This is a genomic window from Pedobacter miscanthi (assembly GCF_032678605.1).
GTDB lineage: Bacteria > Bacteroidota > Bacteroidia > Sphingobacteriales > Sphingobacteriaceae > Pedobacter > Pedobacter miscanthi_A.
On record NZ_JAVTSU010000001.1, the window covers coordinates 331,083 to 357,493 of the forward strand.

The 26,411-nt window shown below is 40.0% G+C and carries 24 protein-coding genes; 15 read left to right on the forward strand and 9 right to left on the reverse strand.

Annotation, left to right across the window (positions count from 1 at the left end):
- Positions 1-7: 7 nt before the first annotated feature.
- Positions 8-1,015: a YncE family protein gene (locus tag R2R28_RS01180; RefSeq protein ID WP_316823872.1), complete on the forward strand. Its 1,008-nt coding sequence runs from the start codon at positions 8-10 to the stop codon at positions 1,013-1,015.
- Positions 1,016-1,306: 291 nt separating this feature from the next.
- On the opposite strand, the gene R2R28_RS01185 is transcribed toward R2R28_RS01180, so the two are convergent.
- Entirely contained in the window at positions 1,307-1,885 is a 579-nt protein-coding gene (locus R2R28_RS01185; protein ID WP_316823873.1) for an RNA polymerase sigma-70 factor, read from the reverse strand.
- A gap of 132 nt (positions 1,886-2,017) precedes the next feature.
- On the opposite strand from R2R28_RS01185, the gene R2R28_RS01190 reads away from it, so the two are divergent.
- From R2R28_RS01190 to R2R28_RS01210, 5 genes are all read left to right on the forward strand, one after another.
- Positions 2,018-3,178, forward strand: a complete 1,161-nt coding sequence (locus tag R2R28_RS01190) for a FecR family protein (RefSeq protein ID WP_316823874.1) — start codon at positions 2,018-2,020, stop codon at positions 3,176-3,178.
- A 195-nt stretch (positions 3,179-3,373) separates the two neighbouring features.
- On the forward strand, positions 3,374-6,655 hold the full coding sequence (locus R2R28_RS01195; RefSeq protein ID WP_316823875.1) for a TonB-dependent receptor: 3,282 nt from the start codon (positions 3,374-3,376) through the stop codon (positions 6,653-6,655).
- Between the two features lie 27 nt (positions 6,656-6,682).
- Positions 6,683-8,146 carry a RagB/SusD family nutrient uptake outer membrane protein gene (locus R2R28_RS01200; protein ID WP_316823876.1) on the forward strand — a complete coding sequence of 488 codons (1,464 nt, stop codon included), beginning with the start codon at positions 6,683-6,685 and terminating at the stop codon, positions 8,144-8,146.
- Between the two features lie 204 nt (positions 8,147-8,350).
- A complete protein-coding gene (locus R2R28_RS01205; protein WP_316823877.1) occupies positions 8,351-9,211 on the forward strand; it encodes a sugar phosphate isomerase/epimerase in 861 nt (286 codons plus the stop codon).
- Positions 9,212-9,223: 12 nt separating this feature from the next.
- Positions 9,224-11,905, forward strand: coding sequence for a PQQ-dependent sugar dehydrogenase (locus R2R28_RS01210; RefSeq protein ID WP_316823878.1), 2,682 nt, complete (start codon positions 9,224-9,226; stop codon positions 11,903-11,905).
- Between the two features lie 252 nt (positions 11,906-12,157).
- Here R2R28_RS01210 and R2R28_RS01215 read toward each other — a convergent pair whose 3' ends face one another.
- Positions 12,158-12,787 (reverse strand): NAD(P)H-dependent oxidoreductase, encoded by a 630-nt coding sequence (locus R2R28_RS01215; protein WP_316823879.1) that lies wholly within the window; start codon positions 12,785-12,787, stop codon positions 12,158-12,160.
- Positions 12,788-12,882: 95 nt separating this feature from the next.
- On the opposite strand from R2R28_RS01215, the gene R2R28_RS01220 reads away from it, so the two are divergent.
- Entirely contained in the window at positions 12,883-13,236 is a 354-nt protein-coding gene (locus R2R28_RS01220) for a helix-turn-helix domain-containing protein (RefSeq protein WP_316823880.1), read from the forward strand.
- Between the two features lie 44 nt (positions 13,237-13,280).
- On the opposite strand, the gene R2R28_RS01225 is transcribed toward R2R28_RS01220, so the two are convergent.
- Complete coding sequence (locus R2R28_RS01225; protein WP_316823881.1) at positions 13,281-13,883, reverse strand: FMN-dependent NADH-azoreductase; 603 nt, start codon at positions 13,881-13,883, stop codon at positions 13,281-13,283.
- A 112-nt stretch (positions 13,884-13,995) separates the two neighbouring features.
- Between R2R28_RS01225 and R2R28_RS01230 the strand changes: the two genes are divergently transcribed.
- Both R2R28_RS01230 and R2R28_RS01235 read left to right on the forward strand, forming a co-directional pair.
- Positions 13,996-14,373 (forward strand): helix-turn-helix domain-containing protein, encoded by a 378-nt coding sequence (locus R2R28_RS01230; protein WP_316823882.1) that lies wholly within the window; start codon positions 13,996-13,998, stop codon positions 14,371-14,373.
- A 496-nt stretch (positions 14,374-14,869) separates the two neighbouring features.
- Positions 14,870-15,583: a DUF1080 domain-containing protein gene (locus R2R28_RS01235; protein WP_316823883.1), complete on the forward strand. Its 714-nt coding sequence runs from the start codon at positions 14,870-14,872 to the stop codon at positions 15,581-15,583.
- A gap of 97 nt (positions 15,584-15,680) precedes the next feature.
- Here the strand turns inward: R2R28_RS01235 and R2R28_RS01240 are convergent, their stop codons facing one another.
- On the reverse strand, positions 15,681-16,805 hold the full coding sequence (locus R2R28_RS01240) for an acyltransferase (protein ID WP_316823884.1): 1,125 nt from the start codon (positions 16,803-16,805) through the stop codon (positions 15,681-15,683).
- 121 nt (positions 16,806-16,926) lie between these two features.
- Positions 16,927-17,676 (reverse strand): DeoR/GlpR family DNA-binding transcription regulator, encoded by a 750-nt coding sequence (locus R2R28_RS01245; RefSeq protein ID WP_316823885.1) that lies wholly within the window; start codon positions 17,674-17,676, stop codon positions 16,927-16,929.
- A 205-nt stretch (positions 17,677-17,881) separates the two neighbouring features.
- On the opposite strand from R2R28_RS01245, the gene R2R28_RS01250 reads away from it, so the two are divergent.
- Positions 17,882-18,235, forward strand: coding sequence for a cupin domain-containing protein (locus R2R28_RS01250; RefSeq protein WP_316823886.1), 354 nt, complete (start codon positions 17,882-17,884; stop codon positions 18,233-18,235).
- A gap of 170 nt (positions 18,236-18,405) precedes the next feature.
- Here R2R28_RS01250 and R2R28_RS01255 read toward each other — a convergent pair whose 3' ends face one another.
- On the reverse strand, positions 18,406-19,290 hold the full coding sequence (locus tag R2R28_RS01255) for an AraC family transcriptional regulator (RefSeq protein ID WP_316823887.1): 885 nt from the start codon (positions 19,288-19,290) through the stop codon (positions 18,406-18,408).
- A gap of 159 nt (positions 19,291-19,449) precedes the next feature.
- Between R2R28_RS01255 and R2R28_RS01260 the strand changes: the two genes are divergently transcribed.
- The 3 genes from R2R28_RS01260 to bla all read left to right on the forward strand — a co-directional run bounded on the left by R2R28_RS01260 (position 19,450) and on the right by bla (position 21,593).
- Positions 19,450-19,851, forward strand: a complete 402-nt coding sequence (locus R2R28_RS01260; protein WP_316823888.1) for a RidA family protein — start codon at positions 19,450-19,452, stop codon at positions 19,849-19,851.
- A 232-nt stretch (positions 19,852-20,083) separates the two neighbouring features.
- Positions 20,084-20,674 (forward strand): HD domain-containing protein, encoded by a 591-nt coding sequence (locus R2R28_RS01265; RefSeq protein ID WP_316823889.1) that lies wholly within the window; start codon positions 20,084-20,086, stop codon positions 20,672-20,674.
- Between the two features lie 28 nt (positions 20,675-20,702).
- A complete protein-coding gene (gene bla / locus R2R28_RS01270; RefSeq protein ID WP_316823890.1) occupies positions 20,703-21,593 on the forward strand; it encodes a class A beta-lactamase in 891 nt (296 codons plus the stop codon).
- Positions 21,594-21,716: 123 nt separating this feature from the next.
- On the opposite strand, the gene R2R28_RS01275 is transcribed toward bla, so the two are convergent.
- The 3 genes from R2R28_RS01275 to R2R28_RS01285 all read right to left on the reverse strand — a co-directional run bounded on the left by R2R28_RS01275 (position 21,717) and on the right by R2R28_RS01285 (position 23,360).
- Entirely contained in the window at positions 21,717-22,265 is a 549-nt protein-coding gene (locus R2R28_RS01275; protein WP_316823891.1) for a nuclear transport factor 2 family protein, read from the reverse strand.
- A 77-nt stretch (positions 22,266-22,342) separates the two neighbouring features.
- Entirely contained in the window at positions 22,343-22,744 is a 402-nt protein-coding gene (locus tag R2R28_RS01280) for a 4-oxalocrotonate tautomerase (protein ID WP_316823892.1), read from the reverse strand.
- 52 nt (positions 22,745-22,796) lie between these two features.
- Positions 22,797-23,360 (reverse strand): Crp/Fnr family transcriptional regulator, encoded by a 564-nt coding sequence (locus R2R28_RS01285; protein ID WP_316823893.1) that lies wholly within the window; start codon positions 23,358-23,360, stop codon positions 22,797-22,799.
- A 251-nt stretch (positions 23,361-23,611) separates the two neighbouring features.
- Here R2R28_RS01285 and R2R28_RS01290 point away from each other — a divergent pair, with 251 nt between their 5' ends.
- Together R2R28_RS01290 and R2R28_RS01295 are read left to right on the forward strand one after the other, a co-directional pair.
- Entirely contained in the window at positions 23,612-24,883 is a 1,272-nt protein-coding gene (locus R2R28_RS01290) for a TlpA disulfide reductase family protein (protein ID WP_316823894.1), read from the forward strand.
- Between the two features lie 147 nt (positions 24,884-25,030).
- Entirely contained in the window at positions 25,031-26,398 is a 1,368-nt protein-coding gene (locus tag R2R28_RS01295) for a sensor histidine kinase (protein ID WP_316823895.1), read from the forward strand.
- Positions 26,399-26,411 lie beyond the last annotated feature (13 nt).

Below are 26,411 nucleotides of genomic sequence, written 5' to 3' on the forward strand. Positions count from 1 at the left end.
ACAAATAATGAAAAAGAAATTCTTAAGTGTAGCATTATTATTGGGCACAATTATCTCAGCTTCTGCGCAACAAAGGCCAGCTATGCATTTGTTGGCCACCCACAAGATCCAGAGCGATGGCGGTTGGGATTACCTCACCATCGACCATAAGAATAACAACCTGTATGTTTCGCATGGTAATCAGGTAAACATCCTCAACAAAAACAACGGCGATTCAGTAGGAGTGATTCGCAATACAATGGGGGTGCATGGAATCGTAATTGCTGGTGCATTTGGTAAAGGTTATACCACCAATGGCAAGGCCGGCACCTGTACGGTGTTCGACCTGAAAAATTTTAGGATAATGGCTACTGTAAAAGTAGGGCAGAATCCTGATGCTGCTTTTTATGATGATTTTTCGAAAAAAGTAATTGTTTTTAACGGAAAAAGCAGCGATGTAAGCATCATCGATCCGGCAACTGATAAGGTACTGGCAACAATTCTGCTTGGTGGAAAACCGGAAGCTGGTGTTTCTGATGGAAAAGGAAAAATTTATGTGAATATTGAAGATACTGGTGAAATTGTATGTTTTGACATCAATGGCTATAAAGTGCTTTCCAGGTATAAACTGAAAGGTGGCGAAGAACCTTCAGGTTTGGCTATAGACCGTGCCACTTCGAGGCTTTTTACGGTTTGCGCAAATAAGGTAATGATCATTCTTGATGCCAAAACAGGAAAGCAGATTACAACACTACCAATTGGCGATGGTTCGGATGGTGTGGTATTCGATCCGGCTACCAAAATAGCCTATAGCTCAAATGGCGAGGGAACCATTACGGCGGTTAAAGAAATTTCGGCTGATAAATTTGTCGTTCAGGAAATCATTAAATCAGAAACAGGTGCCAGAACAATTGCCCTTGACCCAATAACCCACCATGTCTTTCTTCCTACGGCAACATTCGAAAAAAATACTGATGCCACACAAAAGCCAAAAAGGGTTTCAGGAACATTCAGGGTACTTGAATTTGGGAAATAGATAGATTTAATAGCAGGGCGTCATGCTGAGGGATGATCGGTATAAAAATCAATATAAGTGGCAGAGGAACTTTATAATGGCAATTACCCGATAAATCGTCACAGCAATGACGACCTTTTTAATTAGGCCTTGTTGATGGTAGCGTAGTCGAGGGGGGTAGCTTTTTTTGACTGATCATCCTTTATAAGCTTTTGACTACACTTATAGTGACAAACGCAGGGCTTAACTTAATGATATTGCATAGACCATTAGTTAGCAAAAATTGCTACTGATCGCGCTGCCCAATATCAGTTATAAACGGTACATGATGAAAATCAAAAAGGCAATGTCTTTAAAATGGTGTCTGAGGTGTTTTAAAGCAACGGTTAGCTGATTTTCTACCGATTTTTGACTAATGCCCAGGCGTTCTGCAATTTCCTTATTCGAAAAGTGCTCTAACCTGCTTAAACGAAATATCTGATGGCAACGGCCTGGTAATTGGTTAAGGGAGTTATCTAACTTTTGTTGAAGCTCATGGTCCTGGATCTTCAAATCTCCCAGGTTAGCCTCGGTAGAAAAACTATCATCACTTACGTCTGCCTTATAAACGATCGAAAGTTTTTTTGGTCTCAAACTTTTGTATACCTGGTATTTAATGGAAATAAATAAGAAATTCTGCAAAGTATTTATTTCCAGGTGTTTCCGTCTGGTCCATAGGCTTACAAAAACATTATGGACAATTTCTAAACTCGTTTCCTCATTTTTTAACTGTTGTAGTGCCACCTTATAAAGCTTTAACCAATACCGGTCGAAAAGCACATTAAATGCTTTCCCATCATTATTTCGGACGGATAACCAGAGTTCAGAATCACTTTGATCGGATGGGCGCATATTTGGTCGGCTAAAACTATAAAAATATTTGAAAATAACAGGCCATTAAAGATTTTTTAAAAAAAATATAAAAGTATGGGTGTAGGCTGATGTTTTTGGTACTTATATCATATAGACCAAATATTTATCTGAATGATGAACAAAGAAGAGTTTGTAGCGCTGTACGAAAAGTTTTTGGAAGGGAATTGTACAGCTGAAGAAATCGAAATGCTGCAATTGCATCATGATGAGGAAATTGAGCTAACTGCAGCACTTCCGGATCCAAATCAGGAAGACACTCAAAGACTTTACCTGATGCTGAAAGAGAAACTGGCAAACAGTATTCCTGACCAGCAGGGCTTTGCTAAAAAACGCAGGCTGCAATTCTTAAAAATTGCAGCAATTTTTCTGGTGGTTATATCTGCCGCGATATATATTACCTTTTTGCAAAAATCAAGTACCATCAAACCTGTTGAGCTTGTTAAAACCAGCACTTCGAAAATCATTCCCGGAGGAAATAAGGCTTATTTAACAACGGGTAATGGCAATGTGATTACCCTGGATGGTTTAAAAAATGAAAGACTTGCTACCCAAAATGGCGTAGCTGTTGATAAGGTAAAAGATGGGCTGCTCCGGTACAACAAGATTGCAGATATGGGCGGCAGTAATGATTTTGTTGATTATCATACCATTACCATTCCCCGCGGAGGCCAGTATCAGTTACTGTTATCTGATGGAACTAAAGTATGGCTAAATTCTGCTTCCACCCTTAAATATCCTGTTAAATTTTCTAAAAATGAGCGCACAGTACAGCTCACCGGTGAAGCCTATTTCGAGGTGGCAAAAGATAAAACAAAACCCTTTAAAGTTAATGTTGATGACCTTGATGTAAAAGTTTTAGGAACCCATTTTAATATTATGGCTTATAAAGATGAAAAGGCCATCAAAACAACTTTGTTAGAAGGCTCGGTTCAGTTAACTACACCGCATAAACAAGTGATGTTAAAACCCGGTGAAGAGGGCAGGCTCAGTTATGGTTCAGGATCAATTGATGTTCAGCAGGTTGATGCCGAAGAAGCAGTAGCCTGGAAAGAGGGCTATTTTGTTTTTGATAATGAAGATATCCATACCATTATGAAACGCATCTCGAGGTGGTACGATGTTGAAGTGGTGTTTCCACCAAACTTTAAAAGAGCCAGTTTTGGAGGTACGGTTTCGCGCTTTAAAGACGTTACGCAGGTTTTAAAATCACTTGAATTAACAGGCTCTGTTCATTTTGAAATTAAGGAAAGGAGGATCATCGTGATGCCATAAAATAGGGGTTATCATGTTGTCTTTATCAAGACCGAATGCAGTGGAGTGCATCCGGTCTGTAGCCTTTCGGCATAAGGAAACATAATCAATTTTCGAACAATCAATCATTCATTTAACCTTAACCAAATGTATAAAAATATTGGTGCATTTTCATGCACACGGAATTTCCGGTCATTCTATAAATCATTGCTCATTATGAAATTGATAGTCATATTATTGACGGCTTCATTTTTGCAGGTTAGTGCGTCTGGTTTCGCACAAAAAATCAACATTTCTGTAAAAGATGCCCCCTTAAAGAGCATTTTTAAGAAATTGAGGAAGCAAAGTAATTATAACTTTCTTTACGACAGCGATATGCTCGATAAGGCTAAACCAGTAAGCCTTTCGCTCGAGAATACGCCCATAGAGGAAGTAATTGCGAAGTGTTTTGAAAACCAGGTATTTACTTATACCATTAATAATAATACGGTGGTTGTGAAATTAAGGCCTGTTGCCCTAATCCGCGAAGTGACCGTAAAAGGAAAAGTAAATGATCAGGCCGGCGTTGGCCTGCCCGGTGTTACCATAAAAGTGAAGGGAACAAATACCGGAACAGTAACCGATACCGATGGTTCCTTTTCATTAAAAGTAAACGACCCAAATTCGGTTTTGATTTTTAGCTACCTGGGTTTTGCAAGTCAGGACGTTGAACTGAATGGCCGTTCGGAGCTTACCATTGTGATGCTCACCAAACCATCAGCGCTTGATGAAGTGGTGGTAATTGGCTATGGAACACAGCGTAAGGGCGATATTACCGGGGCAATTTCTTCAGTATCTGCTGATAAATTAAAAGATCAGTCGGTGGTTAACCTTCAAGGTGCACTCCAGGGGAAAACCGCAGGTGTGCAGATTACGCAAAACTCCGGTGCTCCGGGTTCTGTAGCACAAGTGCGTATCCGCGGGTTAACTTCAATCAATAATTCAGATCCTTTGTATGTGGTAGATGGAATTCCGCTTACTTCAAACGATATCAATATCATCGATCCGGCAAACATTGAGTCGATTGATATTTTAAAAGATGCCTCGGCTCAGGCCATTTATGGTTCAAGGGGAGCAAACGGGGTAATCCTGGTGAAAACAAAAAAAGGTAGCGACGGTGAAGCCCTCATTTCTTTAAGTTCCTATCAGGGCATAACTGACGTACGGAAAACCCTCGATATGGTGAATGCTTCAGATTATGTAATGCTCAATAACGAGGCCTATACCAATGCCGGTCGTACATCGCCATTTGCCGGGCCGCCTTCGGGTTATACATCAACCACCGACTGGCAGAAAGAAATCTTCCGTACCGCCCGTATGCAAAATTACAATGTGGCCATCAGTGGTGGCAGCAAAAATTCTACCTACCGGGTTAGTGGAGGATATTTAAATCAGGAAGGAACCATTGTGGGGTCAGATTATAACAGGGTAAACTTATCCAATAACCTCACTTTTACGCCAAAAAAAGGACTTGAATTTGGCGAGAGCCTTGCTTTCAATAAATCGAGATCACATAATGTTGCTACAGATTTTGGGGCCAATATCATCAATGATGCACTTGCACTCGATCCTACTATACCGGTTAAAGACCAGAACGGCAATTTTACAGCAACCAAATATTCGGATATCATTAATCCTTTGGCCAGGATCCAATATTTATCCGATAACAACCCTTACAACCAATGGGGCTTATTGGGCAGTGTTTACGCACAATATAAACCGATAAAAGGTTTAACATTGAAATCAACATACAGTGTCGACCTCAAATTCAGCGATAATAAAAGGTTTACCCCAAGTTATAATGTGGCGCCAAACTTTAATAACCCGAATCCGAGCGTTTACCAGCAGAAAGACCAGGCGACCAACTGGACCTGGGACAATACGATAGCTTATGAGTTTACCGTAAACCAAGACCACCATTTTGATCTGCTTGCGGGAATCTCTGCGCAACAATTTACCTATAATTACCTTAATGGATCCAATCAGGGCCAACCGGGTAACGATCCTTATTTACAATATCTTGATGGAGGGATTAGTAACCAGGTTGTTGGCGGAAACCAGCAGCGTTGGGACCTGCTTTCTTATTTGAGCCGTTTAAATTACAATTACAAAGGAAAATACTTTTTGACAGCTACTTTCCGCAGAGATGGTTCTTCTAAATTCGGAGCAAATAACAAATATGGTAATTTTCCATCCGGCTCTGTGGGCTGGCTTTTAACAAACGAATCCTTCTTTCCTAAAAACGATATTCTCGGTTACCTGAAACTCAGGGGTGGATGGGGCATAGTCGGCAATCAGGCTCCTGTTGGATATTATGATTATTCAGCCAGGATTAATACCGGTTATTATGCATTTGGTGTACCAGCTACAGCTCAGCCTACAGCAGGCCCCGGAAGTTTAGAAAATCCGGATCTTAAGTGGGAACAGGTAAAACAATGGAATGCTGGTTTTGATTACCGCCTTTTTGGTGACCATGTGAGCGGTTCATTCGATTATTATAATAAAACCACCAAAGATATGCTTTTGAACCTGAACATATTATCTGTTTCAGGTTTTACACAAAGTCCTCCGCGTAATGCAGGTGCGATGCAGAACTCAGGCATCGAATTTTCGATGGATTATACCGGCAAAGTTAACGACGATTTTAACCTTGATGCAGGTTTCCATTTCGCAACCATTAAAAACAGGGTGTTAGAGCTGAATCAGACCGGTATAAAATTATATAGCGGAAACATTAAACCCGGGCAAACAGAGCTTACCCAGGTAGGCCAGTCTGTGGCTTCCTTTTATGGTTATGTAGCCGATGGCATTTTCCAGAACCAGCAGGAAGTTGATAGTCATGCCAAACAACAAACCGGAACAGCCCCGGGAGATATCCGTTTTAAAGATTTGAACGGCGATGGAGTTATAGATCAGAACGACCAGACTTTTCTGGGTTCTCCGATACCTAAACTTACCTATGGCTTTAATGTAGGCGCAACTTATAAAGGTTTCGATTTTAAAGCCTTTTTCTCTGGCGTTTATGGCAATAAAATCAACGCAGCTTACAAGTATTATACAGATGGTTTCTTCATTTCCAACTACAATATGGAAACAGAAGCGCTGGGCAGATGGACAGGGCCGGGTACCAGTAATACACTGCCGCGCTTAATTGCGAGCGACCCGAACAATAACTCAAGGGTATCCAGTTTTTACCTGCAAAGCGGTTCTTTCTTACGTTTGCAGAACGTGGTATTGGGTTATACATTGCCAAGAACGGTATTGGATAAATTAAATATCAAAAACCTGCGTTTTTATTTATCGGCACAAAACCTGCTCACTTTTACCAAATATACAGGATTTGATCCTGAAGTTGGGCAACAGTACAGTGGCGCCGGCGGTACACGCGATATCGGTATCGATAACGGCAATTATCCACAGAGCAGAACAATTTCTGCAGGTTTAAACCTATCATTTTAATGGAAATTCAACTTTGAATAAAGAAATATGAAATATTACTATTTAATCCTGAGTGCTGTATTGATGTTCGGCCTCGGCGGATGTAAGAAGTTTCTTGATGAGACACCTACTGCTCATCTCTCAACCGGTAACTTTTATAAAACGGGTGATGATGCGGTACGTGCCGTAAATGATGCCTATAGAATGTTGAGAGACCAGGCCTATGGTGGCTATTCGCCAACTTCGTTTGGCGATATTATGGCCGATGACGCAAACAAAGGCGGCGGTGGTGCTTCTGATCAGGGATTGATTCAGGACCTGAAACTATTTACTGCCAGATCTGATAACGGTTATGTATTTAATGCCTGGCGGGATAATTACAAAGGTGTTTACCTGGCAAACCTGGTATTACAGAAGGTGCCTGCCATTGAAATGGATGCAGGTTTGAAAAGCAAAGTGCTGGCAGAGGCGTATTTTTTGCGTGCTTATTACTACCTGCACCTGGTGAGGCTTTTTGGCCGGATCCCGATGGTTACCACACCAATAGAAGATGGAAACTATAACATTAAACAATCAGAGGAAAAAGATATTCTTGCCCTGATCGAAAAAGATGCCAACCTGGCCATTAATAACCTACCCGATAACAGCAAACAGGCAACGGTTGATAGGGGAAGGGCCACTAAGGGCGCTGCCCAGGCTTTATTACTCGAAACTTATATGTGGCAGAAAAAATGGACTGAAGCGCAGGTTTTGGGAGACCAGATGATTAATTCGGGAGAATACCATTTGGCTGATGATGTGACCAAAATATGGACATTGGCAGGGGAATTTGGACCAGAATCTATTTTTGAAGTGAATAATGCAACCATTCCGGGAAGAAATGTAGGTAACCTCCTTAATTTATTCAATGCACCAAGAAATACCTGGGGTTATGGTTTTACGGTGCCTTCTAAATCGCTTGTAGATGAATTTGAAAAAGGGGATCCAAGGTTTGGTGCAACGGTTATTGTGAACAACCAGCTCATGCCTGATGGTACCACCGCCAACACCAGTGGAAGTGAGACCGGTTACTGGAACAGGAAATATTGGCTGGCCCTTGATGAAATCCCTACTAAAAATGGTGGTGGCGCAGGTGATGGACCAACCAACGACAGGGTATTTGGTTTGGCACAGGTAATGTTATGGACAGCAGAAGCTTCTTTTCATAATGGGGCAGTTCCGCATGCCACTGATCTGGTGAATCAGATCAGAACAAGGGCAAGGAAAAGCGGAGGTAATACCGATCAAACGGTTCTTCCTGCTTATGGTGCGGTAACACTAGACAATATTTACCACGAAATGCGGGTAGAAACGGCACTGGGCGAACACCGCAGGTTTTACGAACTGGTTAGAACGGGAAGAGCTGCAACGCTATTACCCAATTTTAAAGCCGGTAAAAATGAACATGTTCCCATTCCTTTAACCGAAATTCAGTTAAGCGGTGGTGTTTTGGTGCAAAATCCAGGATATTAATAATGGGTTTATTGGCCACGGATGAGGTTGTATCCTAAGCTAAGTTTTGCTAGAATTTGTCACGTTGAGCCTGTCGAAACGCCTTAAATGGTGTTTTGGCAGGTCCTTCGACAAGCTCAGGATTGACAACTCTGTTTTATTATGCAACCACATCCTTTCTTTAAAAAAAAATCAACACAAATTTTAACACATAAATAAACCAACATGAATTTTTACAAAAACAAGTTATCCTTACTGGTTTACAGCCTGGGATTTTTTTTGCTTACCATTGCGGTAGGCTACAGCACCAAACCCGACCGCCCCGAAGAACGCTTCGGCTGGAAACTCGGTACACAAGCTTTTACCTTTAACCGTTTTACTTTTTTTGATGCGGTAGCTAAAACTGCCAGCTGCAAACTGGATTATATTGAAGCCTATCCCGGTCAGGAAATTGGCGGGGGTATTGAAGGGAAAATAGATTACCACATGGAACCGGCAAAAAGGGAACAGATTCTCCAGCTATTAAAGAAAAGCCATGTAAAAATGGCTGCTTTTGGTGTTATTGGTGCTGATAGCGAAGCCGAATGGATCAAAATATTCGAATTTGGCAAAGCAATGGGTCTCGAAACCATCACTGCAGAGCCTAATGAAAAAGATATGCAGTTGCTTTCCGATCTGTGTGATAAATACAAAATTAATGTCGCCATCCACAACCATGCTAAGCCTTCCAGGTATTGGAACCCTGATATCATCTTAAATGCCATCAAAGGGAAAAGCAAACGTTTGGGGTTGTGCGCCGATCTTGGCCATTGGGTGCATTCAGGCCTTGATCCGCTCGAGTGTATCAAAAAAGCAGAAGGCCATGTGCTTCACCTGCACATGAAAGACCTGAACGGGACAGATGAAAATGCACACGATGTACATTGGGGCACCGGTGCTACCAACATCGATGCGGTGATAAAAGAACTAAAAAGACAGAAATTTAAAGGCATTATTTCTGCAGAATACGAATACAACTGGGATAATAACACGGATGATGTTGCAAAAAGTGTAGCCTACTTCCGCCAGGCTGTTCAAAAACCTTAATGATAGATAAGCATGGTTTCAATTAAATTTAAAAAAGTATTCCCCCTGGTTTTGGCTTTTGCATTTAGTGCTATTGCTGCCCGTTCGCAGAGCGGACATGGGCCGGAGATGAACAGGTTTACAAAAATAGTGCTTGCCCAAAAGCTCGAAGAGCCTATGCAGTTCCAGGTTTTAAAAGATGGCAAGGTGCTGTATGCCGAGCGAAAAGGGAAAATAAAGGTTTATAACCCTGGTACCAAAAAACTCGATATCATTGCCGAAATACCCGTGAGTACAGAATATGTAGATAAAAACGGGAAAAGGGAAGAAGGAGAAGACGGTCTTCAGGGCGTTATCCTCGACCCAAATTTCGATAAAAACCGCTGGATCTACACTTACTATTCCGTTAAGGGCAATGAAGCCGTAAACAGTTTGGTGAGGTTTACCTGGGCAGGTGGCAAACTGGATATGGGCTCGGCAAAGGTGGTTTTAAAAGTACCTGTGCAAAGGGAAGAATGCTGCCATGTTGGGGGTGGGATGCTGTTTGATAAAGACAATAACCTGTTGCTGAGTACTGGCGATAATACCTTTTCACGTTCTTCTGACGGTTTTACACCCATTGATGAACGTGCGGGCGAAAGTGCGCGCGATGCACAAAAATCATCATCGAATACGAATGATTTGAGGGGTAAAATCCTGCGGATCCATCCCGAAGCTGATGGTACCTACACCATCCCCGAAGGCAATCTTTTTCCGAAAGGAACGGCTAAAACCAGACCTGAGATTTATACCATGGGTAACCGTAATCCATGGCGTATGAGTTTGGACAGCAAAACCAACTGGCTTTATTGGGGCGAAGTTGGCCCCGATGGATCAAATGCGTCCGAATCTCGTGGACCGGCTTCTTACGATGAATTTAACCGGGCAAAAAAAGCCGGTAATTATGGCTGGCCGTATTTTATCGGCAATAACCTGCCTTACCGCTATTATGATTTTGCTACCAAAAAATCAGGCGATCTTTACGATCCCCTGCGGCCGGTAAACAATTCGCCAAATAATACCGGTCTTAATGTGCTGCCACCTACCGAAACCTCTTTGGTTTGGTACCCTTATGGCGCAAGCGAGTATTTCCCTTTGATGGGCAGTGGTGGCAGAAGTGCAGTAGGCGGTCCGATATTCCACCAAAATGATTTTAAAGGTGCAAACAATGTTTTTCCGGTTTATTACGAGGGCAAATGGTTTATTACCGATTGGGTACGTGGATGGATCCTCACCATTACGATGGATGACGAGGGCAACTATAAATCAATGGAGCGTTTTATGCCCGAAGTGAGCCTGAAAGGTCCGATTGATATGAAATTTGGTCCAGATGGAAGCTTATATATCCTCGAATACGGCAACGGGTATTTTAAAGATAACCCCGAGGCAGAACTGATCAAGATAGAATACAATGGGGGCAACCGTAAGCCAGTTGTACAGGCTGCTGCCGATAAAGTTTCAGGCGCTTTACCCTTAAAAGTTAAATTATCATCTGCAGGCACCATGGATTATGATGGTGATGCTTTAAAATACGAATGGCGCATTACCAAAGATAAAGTGCTTAAATCGGTATATAAAACTGCAAATCCTGAATTACAGCTTACTGCTGCGGGCGTTTATAAGGCAACCTTAACTGTTACCGATCCATCAGGAGCAAAAAACAGCAAATCGGTCGAAATTTCTGCCGGTAACGCCGCCCCGGTGGTTAAATTTGATTTTGTAAAAGGCAACTCCAGTTTTTACTTTCCGGGCAATACCATCACTTATGCCGTAAATGTGAGCGATAAAGAAGATGGTAGTTTAAAAGATAAACGGATTACCCCATCGCAGGTTTCGGTATCCATTAACTACCTTTCAGAAGGTTATGATATGACTACCATAGCACAGCACCAACAGCGGTTTGATGCCGCTGCACAGTTTGAGGTTGGCAGGGCGCTGATGAAAAAAAGTACCTGCAGTGCCTGTCACGATCTTACCGCCAAATCTTTAGGTCCGCCCTTTACCCAGGTTGCCTTAAAATATAAAGGCGATAAAGGCGCACAGGAACGCCTGGTAAAAAAAGTAATTAATGGCGGATCGGGTGTTTGGGGGGATGCCATGATGCCGGCGCATGCCACATTGCCGCCGAGCGAAGTAAATGCAATTGTAAAATACATCCTGAGTTTGGGCGATAAACAAGCTGCGCCGGATAACCTGCCTGTTAAAGGGAACTATACCACAAGCGCGCCTGCCAATGCAACCAATAAAGGCAGTTTCATATTCAGGGCGGCATACCGGGATAGAGGAGCAGGGAAGCTGGCTTCACAACTCTCTGAAAGCATTGTGGTGTTATGTAACCCATATCTCCCGGTAAATGAAAGTAACGGCAATAAGGGCTTTACTTTTAATAACGACCGCTCTGTTGCAACGGTTACAGATAAGGGCGCTTACCTGTTGTTCCGCAAAATTGACCTTACAGACATAAAAACAATTGAGGTTGTGGGCGATAAAAATGCACCCGACCAGGTTGAAATCCACTTAGGTTCGCCTGAGGGAAAATTAATAGGAAGAATAACCCGGAAGCAGGATAATAATGGCATTGTCGATATCAGCAATGTAAATGTGCTTTCGGATGTTTACTTTGTTTTTTTACAAACAGGCGTAAATGTTAAGGGTATTGCCGTAAGCATGCGTTAACGGTATTCATAAAACCGAAGTTTAAAAAAGGTAGCGATAAAATAAATTCGCTACCTTTTTTTTAAAAATTGCACCTCAGGAATCTGATTTTATAACCGTATGTCGGCATTTAGTAACCCAACCCCACTTAACATTTTGGTTATAAGATGCTCCGTTTCTACCACAAATGATTTATGCTGCCAGAATCATTTTGTCAACTACATTCCCTAAGAAAATAACCCCTATGATGCTGGTGAGTGTATCCCAGTCAAATTAACTGATATAAGTAGCAAATTCTTCTGCAGGGAGGCGTACCTTTTTAAACTTTGCGAAAACATCATTTTCCTCATCGCGGTAACCTACTGCCAATGTTACCACAGATTTTAGTCCCTTTTTATCAAGTTCAAGCAAGCGATCAAATTTTTCTGAATCAAAACCTTCCATTGGAGTTGAGTCAATTTTCAGATCTGCTGCTGCAATTAAAGCCGTACCAAGCGCAATGTAGGCTTGTTTTGTGGCCCATTGAAAGTTCTCTTCATCGCTGCGGTTCAACAAACCATTCACCAGGGCCATCTTGAAATCCGATAGGCCATCTACATCGATACCGCGAACAGATGCGATGTGATTCATGTAATCTTCGATATTCTGGAGCGTTAATTTTTCAAAAGCTGCAAATACAAGGAGGTGTGAGGAGGCTGAAATCTGTGAATTGAATGAACCTTCTGCAAGTTGAAGGCGAAGCTCCGGATGATCAATCACCAGCAGGCGAAAAGGCTGGATACCAGTCGATGTTGCTGAAAGGTTGATGGCCTCAATCAGTTTGCCAATCGTTTCTGGAGAGATTCTGCGATCATTGAATTTTTTTGTGGCATATCGCCAGTTAAGATTTTCAATTAAATTCATTTTTTTGTTTTTTTATCCGGCAAACCTCGTTAATTTTGGTATACTTTTGTCACAAACAAACAGGAATTAATGGTGACATACAGGTAACAAGAGTTATGGCGAAAATAACACCAACACCAACCCACGATTGCAAAAAGGCGATAATGGGTGTGCACGATGCGATGTATGTTTTGGGCGGTAAATGGAAAATATCCATTATCACCTGTCTTCTTTTCGGCCCGAAACGTTATTCGGATATTTTAAGAGATGTGACAGGTATCTCTGGTAAAATGCTGAGCAGAGAGCTGAAAGAAATGGAAATTAATTCTTTAGTTAGAAAGTCCTTTTCCTTAAGCCAGCCCCTCACCGTAAACTATGAATTAACTGAATACGGGCACTCTACCCAACCCATTATACTTGTGCTTGCAGATTGGGCAGAGGAGCATCGAAAGTCTATCCGTATCGCTTAGCAGAAAGAAACACTTTCATTGAAATATAAAACTACAGGAAGATTTTAAGTGATTTTTATACTTTCAACAGCTTTATCAAAGGCGTAGTCCTTAATGCCAGGCACTTTTAATCCTTCAGCGCGGAATACCGTTAGGTCTGTCATCCCTAAAAACCCAAGAAAAGCCTTTAAATAAGGTGCAACAAAGTCATTGGCTTTCCCTGGCCCTTCCGAATAAACGCCACCGGATGACATGGCTACATAAACTTTTTTCCCTGTTACTTTCCCCACTGGGCCGGTTTCACTATAGCCAAAAGTTATTCCTGCACGGGTAATGTGATCAATCCATGCTTTTAGTGATGAATGAATGGTAAAGTTGATCAGCGGTGCGCCAATTACGATGATGTCTGCCGCGAGTAATTGCTTAACCAAATCGTCAGAGAGGCGGATGGATTCTTTTTCTTCTACAGTCAGCAGATCACCTGGAATAAAGAATGTACGGAGCACTTCGGGTGTAAGGTGTGGTATATCTATATCCACAAGGTTCAATTCTTCAAGTGTACTGCCCGGATATTTATCCTGAATTTTTTCGACAATGGCATGTCCTAATTTGATACTATACGATGTGGTACCTTGTATGCTTGATTTTAAATGAAGGATGTGTTTCATAAACTTATTTGATTAATGATCAGTTGCAAAATTAAGGTGCACAGGTGGTAAAAAGTTGGTCGTTACCTAAAGGTAAGTGTTTACGTTGAGGTAAGTGCCTATATTTGTGATCATGAAAATCATAAAAAACGGTAACCTTCCAGGTAAGACAGAATGCGCAGGCTCACTTAAAAATGTTTTGGATGCACTGTATGTTCTTAATGGAAAATGGAAACTGGCTTTGATCCTTTCCCTCGTGCAGTCCTCAAAACGTTTCAATGAAATACAGAACGAGATTGTCGGCATCTCATCCAAAGTACTGGCGAAAGAATTAAAAGATTTAGAACTAAACGATTTTATCAAACGTATTGTATATCCCACTACGCCGGTGAGTATTATTTATGAAGCAACTGATTATAGTCTGACTTTAAAAAAGGTACTGGGCGAATTGGATGCCTGGGGTGAGCAGCATAGGGAAAAGGTTAAACAAAGCATGCGGAAGCAGTTATGAGCTATCTGAAAACGAATTCGATAAAAATCAATAGGCTAACTCGAGGCAGATATTCACCTAAAACGTGAAATTATCGCGGCAATTTTCCCCGAAAAATTGGTGTATAGTGGCGGAACTTATCGAACACCAAGAATGAATGAAGGAGCAGAGTTAGTGTATATTATTAACAGTGAGTTACGGAGAATAAAAAACGAGACAAACAGCGAAAAAACTGATTTGTCTCGTGAGGTGCTCCGGACGAGACAGTTAACGAACTTTTTTATTGATGATTTGAAACGTATTGCAGATTTGAAAATTTCGAAATAAGTCTTGCATATTACTTCGGTTTATAAAACAAATTCAATACAATTAGCTTGGTCTATACATAGGTTTTGGATAATAGTTTTTTTTTACGACAAGATACATCGAGGTCATATAATTGGTGGTAAATTTGCGTTTTTATTCAATTTTGCATAATATAGCATTTTTATGAATTTAACTTAAAAACATTTCAAGGATGAAATTATCAAGTATCGGAGCGCTGTTCCTCATAACCGTTTCAACTGCAGTATATTCGCAAAGTATTAGCGATAATAGAATTAGTGAAAAGGAAAAGCAAGACGGTTTCAAATTATTATTCGATGGCAAGACATTGAAGGGGTGGCATCTTTATAACCAGGGAAATATTCCTTCTGCATGGCGGGCCTCAAATGGAGAGCTGCGCTGTATTCCAGGAACTGGTGCAGCTCATGGGGATTTAGTTACAAATTCAAAGTTCAAAAATTATGAATTGAGGTTCGACTGGAAAATTTCTAAGGAAGGGAATAGCGGTGTGTTCATAAATGTACTGGAACGTAAAGATATTCCAACGGCTTGGGCATCTGGACCAGAATACCAACTTTTGGATAGAACCCACCATGATTATGAATTGGAGATGAAACGTTCTGGATGCCTGTACGGATTTGCAAAACAACTAAATAAAGTAGAAACTATTCCTGCTGGTGGCTGGAACCATTCCATAATCCGTCAGCAGAATGGCATAATCGAGTTCTTCTTGAATGGTGTTAAAACGGCCGACCAAGATTTGAAGACGGCTGCGTGGAAAGAAGCGGTTGCAGCTACCAGTTTCAAAAACTTTCCTGAGTTCGGCAAATTTACTTCAGGTCAAATCGCTCTTCAGGATTGGAACAAAGGCGTTTCTTTTAAAAATATAAAAATCAAGCAGCTGTAACATTATAATTTCCATTCAGATTAATGTAAAATAACATAGTGCAATACTCGATCCGGGCCCGGATCGAGTATTGATGATAAAAAAGGTTATGAATCAACTAAGCATTCCCAAAACGTTTCCTCAACCATTTCCTTACCGGCTCATCATAAAACTTCAGCGTAAAATATCCAATCAGTAATGCTGATAAAAAGGTGAGCCCTCCATAAGCAATTTTTTGTGATATTCCTGCGTTAGGATTTTTACTGATCCAGGCACTATATAAATAAATAAGGGGGAAATGGGTGATATATATCGGATAGGAAATATCACCTAAGAATTTACAGACTTTATTTCCGATTTTACCAGTCACCTGGCCAGAGGCACCAATATAAATGATGAGGGGGAAGATTAGTACAATCGAAAGTGATTCGTACAAACCGTTCATCCATCTATTTTCCTCACCACCAATTCTTGGCATGAAAAGTATCGCCGAAATCATCAAAGAACTGATCAGCATAGAATTGCTTAACTTGCCTATTGTTACCATTCGGGAAAGTAGCAGTCCTCCAAAAAAAGGAAACAACAGCCTAGTAAAACCTATGTGCAGCTGCTCATAATTAAATGTCCATCCGCCCATCAAATCTCCGCTGGGGGAAGTAACCGCATAATAGACCAGGTATAAACCGAAAATGGCCACCAATATACCTAAGGCAGTTTTAGATAACTTTCTTAAGCCCAATGCATAAAGTATATTAGCGATGTATTCATAAAAGAGTGACCAGCCTGGACCATTCAAAGGATGCATTTCTTGCCATCCCCTGATATCAAATGCCGGAGGCATTGGCAAGAGTGTAAACCCTATTATCATAGTCAATATCACCGACCATATAGGTATTGTGTGGATAAGCGGCCATTTTGGGGAATCAGAATAATAGAAAAGCAATGCACCAATAATCATTCCCATAATAACCATTGGCTGCAGACGCTCCAGCCTGCGCTTGAAAAAACCTCCAACAGTCAGTTTGTCCCATCTATCGTCATAAGCGTATCCAATAACAAACCCGGAGAGAATAAAAAAGAAATCTACTGCGAGGTACCCATGATTGATGATCTGATCATGTGAACTTGAAGCATTAGGCTCAAAAATATGGAATGCCACTACAATCATAGCGGCCACACCACGAAGTCCATCCAATATAGTGAAATGTGGTTTGTTTTTTAACGAAGGATTTGAAATATGCATAAATATTGTGGGCTCACATAGTTGTTTGATTAGAATGTGAGTAAAGATTATTTATGCGATTTTATGCAAATTTGTTTAAATTTGCAAACCTTAAAAATTCAGAACTAAGAAGGAAACAGTATTAAATTATTTTAAGATCCGTGTAACGGATAGGATCTAGTTGAGGATCATCCTTTGGCAGTTCGGTCACCACCACATCTATATCAGATAAATCGCAAACCCGGAATACTTCATTTGTGCCGATCTTTTTGCTATTGCTTACAACAATAACCTTCTTGGCACCCTTAAGCATCGCTTGTTTCACCGCGCCATCTTCGCGGATAGCAGCTGTGATTCCAAATTCCCTGGAAATGGCGCAAGTTCCCATGAGGTAGATGTCTACAACAAAACCCTCAGCATCCTTGCAAGTTTGTGCTCCTACGTTTGTTTGGGCATCTCTGTTATATACTCCGCCCAGTACTATGAGTTCTATATCCTTAAAACGGGAGATGATTGGTACCAGTGCCTGGTTGTTTGTGATAATGCGAAAGGCAGAATCAAGGGGGAAATTTGTAGCTATACTGCATACTGTTGTTCCCCCATCCATAAAAATTGTCATGCCCTTTTTTAGTAACCCCTGAACTTTTAATCCAATCTTTTCCTTTTCTGAATACTGTACTTCTTCGCGGTCGCTAAAGGATAAAGGATTTTTATCCACTTTTATAGCACCTCCACGCACTTTGGTTAATAGGCCATGTTGATGGAGATAATCAATGTCTCTTCTAATAGTATCCTCTGAAACCTTGAGCTCAGCCGCCATCGTTCCATATGAAATCTCTCCGTTTTCTTTCAGGCTGGCAATAATATATTCGAAACGTTTTTCCTTGATCATAAACACATCAAATATACATATTTCGGGTTACTGGTCTAGTCTATAACCTTAATGAAGACCACATACTACGGATTAAATAAAAAGATAAGGTAGATCATTATGCAATGTATTAATTCCGTTTTTAGCCGAAATTCTCCATAAGATGCATTATACTATGCTTATTAATCACCCAACAATTATATTTGTCTTAAATATTCCTAATAAAATGGCCCAAATAATAACACCACTAACGGTAGTCGATATCGAACAGGAAACGCAGGCTTTCGACAGCAACAAAAATATTCCACTTTCATTTTTCAACGATCATGTTGTAAGGGTGGGCGTAATGACAGAGCCTTTTTATTGGCATTACCACCCTAATAGCGACGAAACCTTTTTAGTAACCGAAGGGATTTTGTTAATTGACCTTGAAGACCGAACTGTAGAGCTTAAACCAGGTCAACTGTTCACAATCCCTGCAAATGTGAATCACCGTACCAGGCCGCTGGGCGGGCGCTCCGTAAATCTTACTTTTGAGCTTGCTGGCATGGAAACTGTTCGGAACACTGAATTAACCTGAATAATGAATGTTTAAGGGTAGATAATAAAGTAAAATTAGCCAGGTGGGGATTTCTCTAATAGAGAGTCTTCCCCACGTTTGCTGGTATGTTGAGCACCCTAACAGAAACGGATGATGCCAGGTTCGTTAAGATACATTACAAAATACTTTTTAAGGAGATTACCTGTGAATCAGCTCGCGCAATGTTTTTTAGTTTCGCTGGGACTGTATCCAAAATGACTTTTGTACAGGCGTGAGAAATGTGAAACATTTTCATAACCAACTTCATAACATACATTTGCAATGGTTAGTTGAGTAGAAAAGAACAGGCTTTTGGCTTTTTCCAATCGCTTTGCCTGTATCCATTTGGCGGGTGTGATCTGAAACAGAGATTCAAATTCCCTCCGAAAGGTCGATAAACTTCTTCCCGAAATATGGGCCAATTGCTGCAGTGTATAAGGCTGAAGGTAATGTGCCTCTATAGTTTTTAATAAATCTTTAGTTTCATACCGGTTAAGGTTTATCAATTGCTGTAAAAACTTTGGATTTTCCTGGGAAAGGCCATAAAGTAATTCCAGGATTTTTAACTTAAACAAGCCAGTCTTTACATTTTGGTTGTCGTCGAAATAAGGTTTCATAGATGCCAGGAATGATTGCAAACGGCCTCCGTATGGATGAATAATCATTTCTTCATCTAAACCTGTCTCTCTTGGATAATCATCCATCTCAATCAATTTTATAAAATCGATGATAATGTCTTTCTTTAAAGTGAAAGAAACACTTTCATACATATAACCATCCATTGCATCACCAGTTTTCACAATCTCTACATAAGTTGCCTTTTTTATCAATAACATTTCACCCTTTTTTAACCGAAAAAAATGATTCCCAATGTGAAGTTCATTAACTCCTTCCACTGCAAATAGCAAAAAATGTTCTTTTAACGTATTCTGTTTATGAAAAGGGATTTTATGCTGTTGGCGGCAAATCTCTGTTGTGCCGATTTCCTTTGAAGTTAAAATAATGTGTGTTCCCTGAAATGAACTTTGATCTGCTACTTGTTTTACAACATCCATGCACCTGCGTTTTGACAAAAGTATATAATTTATAGGTCCTAATTTGTTGTAAATCTTTTTTCAGTTGACACAAAAAGTCATGAAATATGGCGTTTTAAACAATCTCATTGTATCATATTTAGTAGAATTTTGTAAAAAAAAAATAATTCATAAACAGTTATGCTACAATTTAAAAACTCAGAAAAAGTATTTGCAATAAAGGGCTTGTCACAGGCGATTGAAATCCCGTTTGGTGATCAGAAAATGATTATCCTATCGGGGCAAATTCCCCTTAATAAACAGGGTGAGTTAGTTGGTAAAGATGTAAAAACACAGACCATTCAGATTTTTGAAAATATCAGGGATATTTTGGAAGCCTGTGGCGCCAGCATGGAGGATATCATAAAACTTGGGATTTTCACCTCTGATATTTCACAAATAGCGGGCTACAGAGAAGCCAGAGATCAGTTCATTAATTTAAATCATCCACCAACAAGTACACTTGTTGAAGTAAAAGGTTTATTTCGGAGTGATGTAATCATTGAGATAGAAGTTACCGCTATTGTAAAAATCACCCAATAACGACTTAAAGGAATATTGTTTGGAGGAATTAAGGAAGGTATTATCACTCGATGGCACCTTCCTTTGCTTTTAAAATGTTTTTGCTTTAAATGTGGGCATATTCTTTATGCGGCTCCAGGAATATTATTACATGTTTTTGTTGTTAATACTCTTTACAGATCTGACAATGTTGTGCGCAACAACTATCTTTGATCCTTATAACAATTTAAGCGTAAATAAATTCAAAAACAAAGTGGATTCCGATAATTTATTAAAACAAGTCGCTTTTATAAAAGAGATTGATAAGTTGAAGTATATTCAGCGAAAAACAAAATTATTTAATAGCGACCGACCTGAAAATGATGCGGAACACAGCTGGCATCTGGCCATGATGGCGATCATACTGGCCGAACATTCGAACAAACCGATAGATGTTCTGAAGGTGCTTAAAATGGTATTGATCCATGATATTGTAGAAATTGATGCGGGTGATACTTTTATCTACGATACCAGCAAGAGCCACACCAATACCGAAGAAGAACTTATTGCGGCAAAAAGGATATTTGGAATCCTGCCTGCTGAGCAAGCAAATGAATTTATCGCAATATGGGAAGAGTTTGAGGAAGGTATTACTGAAGAAGCCAGGTTTGCAAGGGCCATGGATAGGTTTGAACCATTATTACAGAATGCATCTAACAAGGGTGGAACCTGGGCAGAATATAATGTACCATTTCAGAAGGTGTATGAGAAAAAGAAAGTGATAAATGATGGTTCTTCTGCCATCTGGCATTATGCAGAAGACTTATTAAAAGAAAGCGTTGCAAAGGGAATTTTAAAAAAATAGGTAAAGCCCCCTCTAAAAAAAGACTTTTATGATCAAAAAGAGCTTAGTTTCAATTATTGTTTTGTTTTTCGTAATATGTTCTGTTTACGCGCAGCATCCGGCTTTGAGGTCGCTGATCAGTAAGTTATCAGATAACTCGGCAGGGCATCTCGGTGTTTTTATAAAAATCCCTGAAACGGGTGATACCCTTAGTTTCCACAACGAGGAACATTATGTGATGCAAAGCGTATTCAAGTTCCCAATTGCGATGCTGGTATTAAAACAGGTTGACGAAGGGAAATTGAAACTCGACCAGAAAATATTTGTCCGAAAAGCTGATCTCCACAAAACGGTAAGTGCACTCTATGATAAATACCCTGGTGGAAATGTGTATATCACCGTACGCGAAATGTTGGAAGACATGGTTACCAAAAGTGATAACAATGCATGTGATCTGCTTTTGAAACTGGTAAAAGGTCCTGTTGTGGTACAAAAGTTTATAAATGGCCTCGGTATAACCGATTTCCGGATGAAAGTAAATGAAAACGAAATGGCCGGATCCTGGGAGCGGCAATATCTAAATTGGACTACTCCATCATCTCTGGTTGCGCTTCTGGAGATGACTTTAACACAGAAAATACTTTCGGAAAAATCGAATAATCTTCTTCGGAAATGGATGAGCGAAACCTATGTAACACCTAAACGGATCAGGTTCTTTTTACCCATAGGAACAATTGTAGAACACCGGTCGGGTACATCCGGAACAAATGAAAAGGGTTTGTCGCCGGGAACCAACGATATCGCTACAATAACGCTGCCTAACGGCAATCACCTTTGTATCGCGGTGATGATTACTGATTCTTATGCAGATGACGTGCAACGGGATGCAGTTATTGCTAAGTTAGCAAAAGCGGCATTCGAGGAATTTTCTGGTAGGTAAGAGCTTTTTAATCCATATCTATCAGGCAAGATGGAAATACGCAGACCGAATTTATTTGCCGGGTCTATCGCATTTCCATCTATATTATAATGGCCATTGTAATTTACAATAATGAACAGGTTGCTATGATTTGCTCCCCAACCTAGATTTCATCCGTTCTTTGAGGGTGGGTTGCTTAAAATACTCGGTAAGCTCTAAAGAATAAATTACACTGGTGATTTTCCATTTACCGTCTCTTTTTATTAAACCCAGGTATTTGCTGCCCCAATTGGTCATTTTATTATTTGCCCAAAAACTATAGTCCATAGTTGCGGAGGCAACGGTACCATCTTCAATAATTTGGATATTGTCAAACTTATCTTCGGTTAACTGATATTTGAATAAGCCCCTTAAAAAGCCTTTATAACTTCCCGCAAAATAATTGCTGCCAGTTGCTTTTATCCCATCTCTTTCTATCTCTTTGGCATGCGATCTGTCTTTAACTGCGGCACACCAAATAACAGGGCCATCATTAAACAAATTATAAAATTTAACAGAGTCTTTCTCAATAACGCTTTCCCTGTACTGATTGATAATATCGTTTATCGCGCTTTTATTGTTAGCCGCCTGTTGTGCAAAACTTTTTTGAATGGTTATCAACAAGATAATTGATAATAATTTTAGTGGATTCATATTTATGTTTGTTAAGTTTTTAATAAGAACGAAAGGAATAACATAGCAAGTTAGTGCCATGCGATTCCAGAAAACAGTTATTTCTTTTGATTAGTGATGATCTTATACTCTATCGTTAAACCTTCATAACCATAGGCATCTGCTTTCATCTCGTGGATAGCAGTATAACTTACCGGATGGACATCTCCAATAATAGAGATTAACGATTGGTGTACCGCCTCAATATATTTGGCCTTATCTGTTTTAAGATTGGTAGAATCCGAAATTTTAATGTTCAGATGGAAACTTTTTGTTTTCAGTTCGGCCAGGGATACCGCATTAACAAACCAGAGGTGCTCAGGTACGAACGACAGAGTAACGACAGTAACTTCAGGCTTTTTGTTTAAAACCTCTTTTGTCAATCGGCCGATTTCTTTTACGAGTTCTTGTGCTAAGGCAGGGTTTTCCTCACCACTTACTTTTAAATCAATTATGGGCATAAGTCAATATTTAAGTGAATTAATAAGGGTAAAATTCAGCTTAAATAAGACGTTATTTATTGATGTAGGTTAAGAGTTTGATTCTGCTAAGCGATTCGGGTTTAATGCCCAGATATGAAGCAATATGATATTGCGAAACCCGTTGTTGTATACCTGGATATAGGGTAGACAGACCTTCCAATCTTTCTGCCGCTGTTTGTTTTAAAAAAGAGGTCTCGCGTCTGCATTTTCTGATGAAATACAGATCAGAAATATATTTGCCCAGTTTAAGAAAGGCACTATCCTGCGTAATTAATTTATTGAGCTTTTCGGAGCTAATGGTATAAATGATGCTATCAGTTAATGCTTCTATATTGCAATTGGTGGGCATCTGCGTTAAAAAGCTGGTATAGGCACTTACAAAATCATGATCAAAATAAAAATCGTTATTGAATTCGCCTTCCTCGTTCATCACGTACGACCGGAGCGTGCCTGAAGATACAAAGCCAATAAAATTACAAACCGAACCTTCGCGGATCAAATGTTCTTTTTTCTTTAGTTTTTTGACCTTTAGCTGAGCCCTGAAGATTTCAAAATGGTTGATGTCCAATCCTAATTTTTCGGTAAATAAAGACATTAACGATTCCATTATGCTGACTAATTGCTGTGCTGATGTAAAGATAAGTTTTATTTTCTATCACATGCCTTATGATTTGGAGTACAAGAAGAATGTATTTCAGGTACCACCATAATCAGGAGTTGAGCAGAATTCACAGCAATATACGCTGTTTTCACAATAGGGTTATTTTTTAGATGTACCTGCTATTAGTTTTGACCTAAACGGTTACCAATAGTATCAAAGCGGCCGTTTCCATAAATCAAAAAAATATGAAAAGGATTACAACCCTGTTATTCGTGATGATTATTTGCATATCATGGCACGCGAATGCACAAAACTCAGAAATTGCTGTCAGAATCAAAGCCATGAGCAAGGAAAGGAACCCAGAAAAAAATGTAGTTTCTATGGATCATATCATTAAAGATTTTCATCTTGATACCATCAAAAACGCGGAGGATATTGATGTCCTAAAAGGGGAGACGGCACTGTCTTTTCTCCGTGCTGGTGCTTTTTCAAAATTCGAATCTTATGTCAATTCAATTAAAAACTGTTTTAATCAAACTTCGTATCTGAACATGGCGGCAGATATCTTATATAAAGACACGGCACAGCTGGATTACACGGAAGAAATTGCCCAAAAAACCGTAAAGCGATATGATTCCTTTAAAGAAGATGCATCAGCACGACCAGCCAACTTCCCATTGGAGGATTGGAATAGATTTATGAAAATGGCTGCTTATCCCTATTACGAAACCTACGCTAAAATACTTCATGTAAAAGGAAAAAATGAACTCGCCTTTTTTTATGAGCAGAAAGCATTAAAAAACATAGAACTACAAGATATGGACCAGCCATCATTGGAATTGTATACCGCTCTGTTAGAAACTGCAGGACAAGATGATAAGGCTTACGACATTTTGCTGAAAATGGCCAGAATGGGGAAATCAAATACAAATATGGATACGCAGCTCAAGCGGTTATATATTAAGAAGGGTAGGAATGAAAGTAATGCATCTCTTTTTTTAGACACTATCCGGAAAAACCTAATTAGGACCTACAAGACCGAAATCGCCAAAAAAATGATAGTTAATAAAAAAGCACCTGATTTCAGCCTGTTTAACCTGAATGGAAAGCGTGTATCACTTCATGGCCTGAGAGGAAAAGTGATCGTGCTCGATTTTTGGGCAACCTGGTGCATGCCCTGTATTGCCTCCATGCCGGCAATGAGGAAACTAAGTAGTGAGCACCCCGAAGTGGCTTTTCTATTTATCGCTACCCGGGAAACCGGAAATGACGCTGAAGCCCGCATCAGAGCCTTTCTTAAAAGCCAAAGATTTCCGTTTAATGTATTGATCGACAAACCAACCGCCAGGGAGCCTAAAACATTTCCGCTTGCCGCAGCCTTTAAACTAACAGGAATCCCTGCTAAAGTTGTTATGGATAGGCAGGGCAAGCTTCGGTTTTCGAGCGTTGGATATTCATCCGATAAGGAACTGATAAATGAAATGGAAGCAATGATTGCGATCGCCAAAGCACAATAAATATCAGTAGAATACATTATATTGGATTTTAAAATATTTCCAGAAATAATTACATAGCACCAGATGCGGTTTAGAAGATATCTCACACTTATTTTTTTGCTTGTTGTTTATCTTCAATGTGCTTATGCCCGGCAAGACAAAACATATATGCACATTGAAAGCGAAGGCAACACGGGCAGCTCAATGAAAACCACTGTGCGGGGGAAATTAGTGTCGATCTATACCATAGGAGGTTTTATTAAGTTCCGACCGACCAGCACCTTTACTACATCATCCCATCAGCTTTATTACCGATGGTATTTTGAGGATAGCGTGCCGCAAAGTGCTTCAAATTCCGGAGCTGTAAAGGAAGTTGCACTATCGGGACATGCGAATCAGGTTTATTTGGATGTTAATAAAGAAGTTTTTATGGATATACTGGATCGACAAAAGGATACACTTGTTTGCCGGTACATCATTAAAAGGATAAAGGCTATCCCAAAAGTTAAACTTTATAGCCAGAGATACAACAAGGAGCTACCCTTTCTGATTTCATCTTTGGATAATCATCCCGGTGAACTCAAGATATCACCAGGTGATCAATTGAAGATCAGTATTGTTGGAGATACCAAATTTAAAGATCTGGAGGTGGAGTATACCTTGCTGAACTTAAAAACAAGGCGGTCTGAACATGGAATCAGCAAGACCGGTTTCGAATCCTTAAAGCTCTCAGCGAATACCGAATATCAGTTGCGGGTGAACTATGTTCTCCAACAACAGAGTGTAGGTATAGGTTACCTTCGGATAGCCCCTTACTGGTACCAATCGGCTGTAACCTATGTTCTAATCTCTACGGTAGTTATTGCTTTTGGCTTTCTATTGGTTACTGCAGTTTTAAAAAATAAAATCAAATCATCGCGAAAACAGCAGCAAAAACTAGAAGAGGCCGCGGTAAGGCTGCAATCGCTGTTGAACCCTCATTTTACCTTTAATGCACTCAGCTCCGTACAGGGGTTAATGAATACAGACCGTATTGAAGAAGCTAATTTTTATCTGCAGGAATTTAGTTCCTTGCTGAGAAAAACATTGTCTAAAAGCCAGCAGGTATTTAATAGTCTCGACCAGGAGTTGGAGATGATGCGTATGTATATCCGTTTAGAAGCTTTAAGATTTAATTTCTCGTGGGACATCGAGATTTCCGCTAAACTTAATGCAGTTGATATACAGATCCCAACCTTATTTATACAACCACTGGTAGAGAATGCGGTTAAACATGGCCTTAAAAGATTGGGCAACAAGGGGCATTTACTCATCATTTGTAAAGAAACGCAGGAAAAGAATACTTTTGTAATTGTTGTGAAGGATAACGGAACCTGGCTTGAAAAAAGCTTGGGAACGGGTTATGGACTTTCTTTAACAGCAGAAAGAATATGGACCATTAATAAAATGAAGAAAGGGCAGGAGATAGCGCTTCATTTTAATAAACAACAGGGAACGGAGGCCGTTTTGACCTTTCACAATTGGATAGATAACTAAATGATAAGCGCGA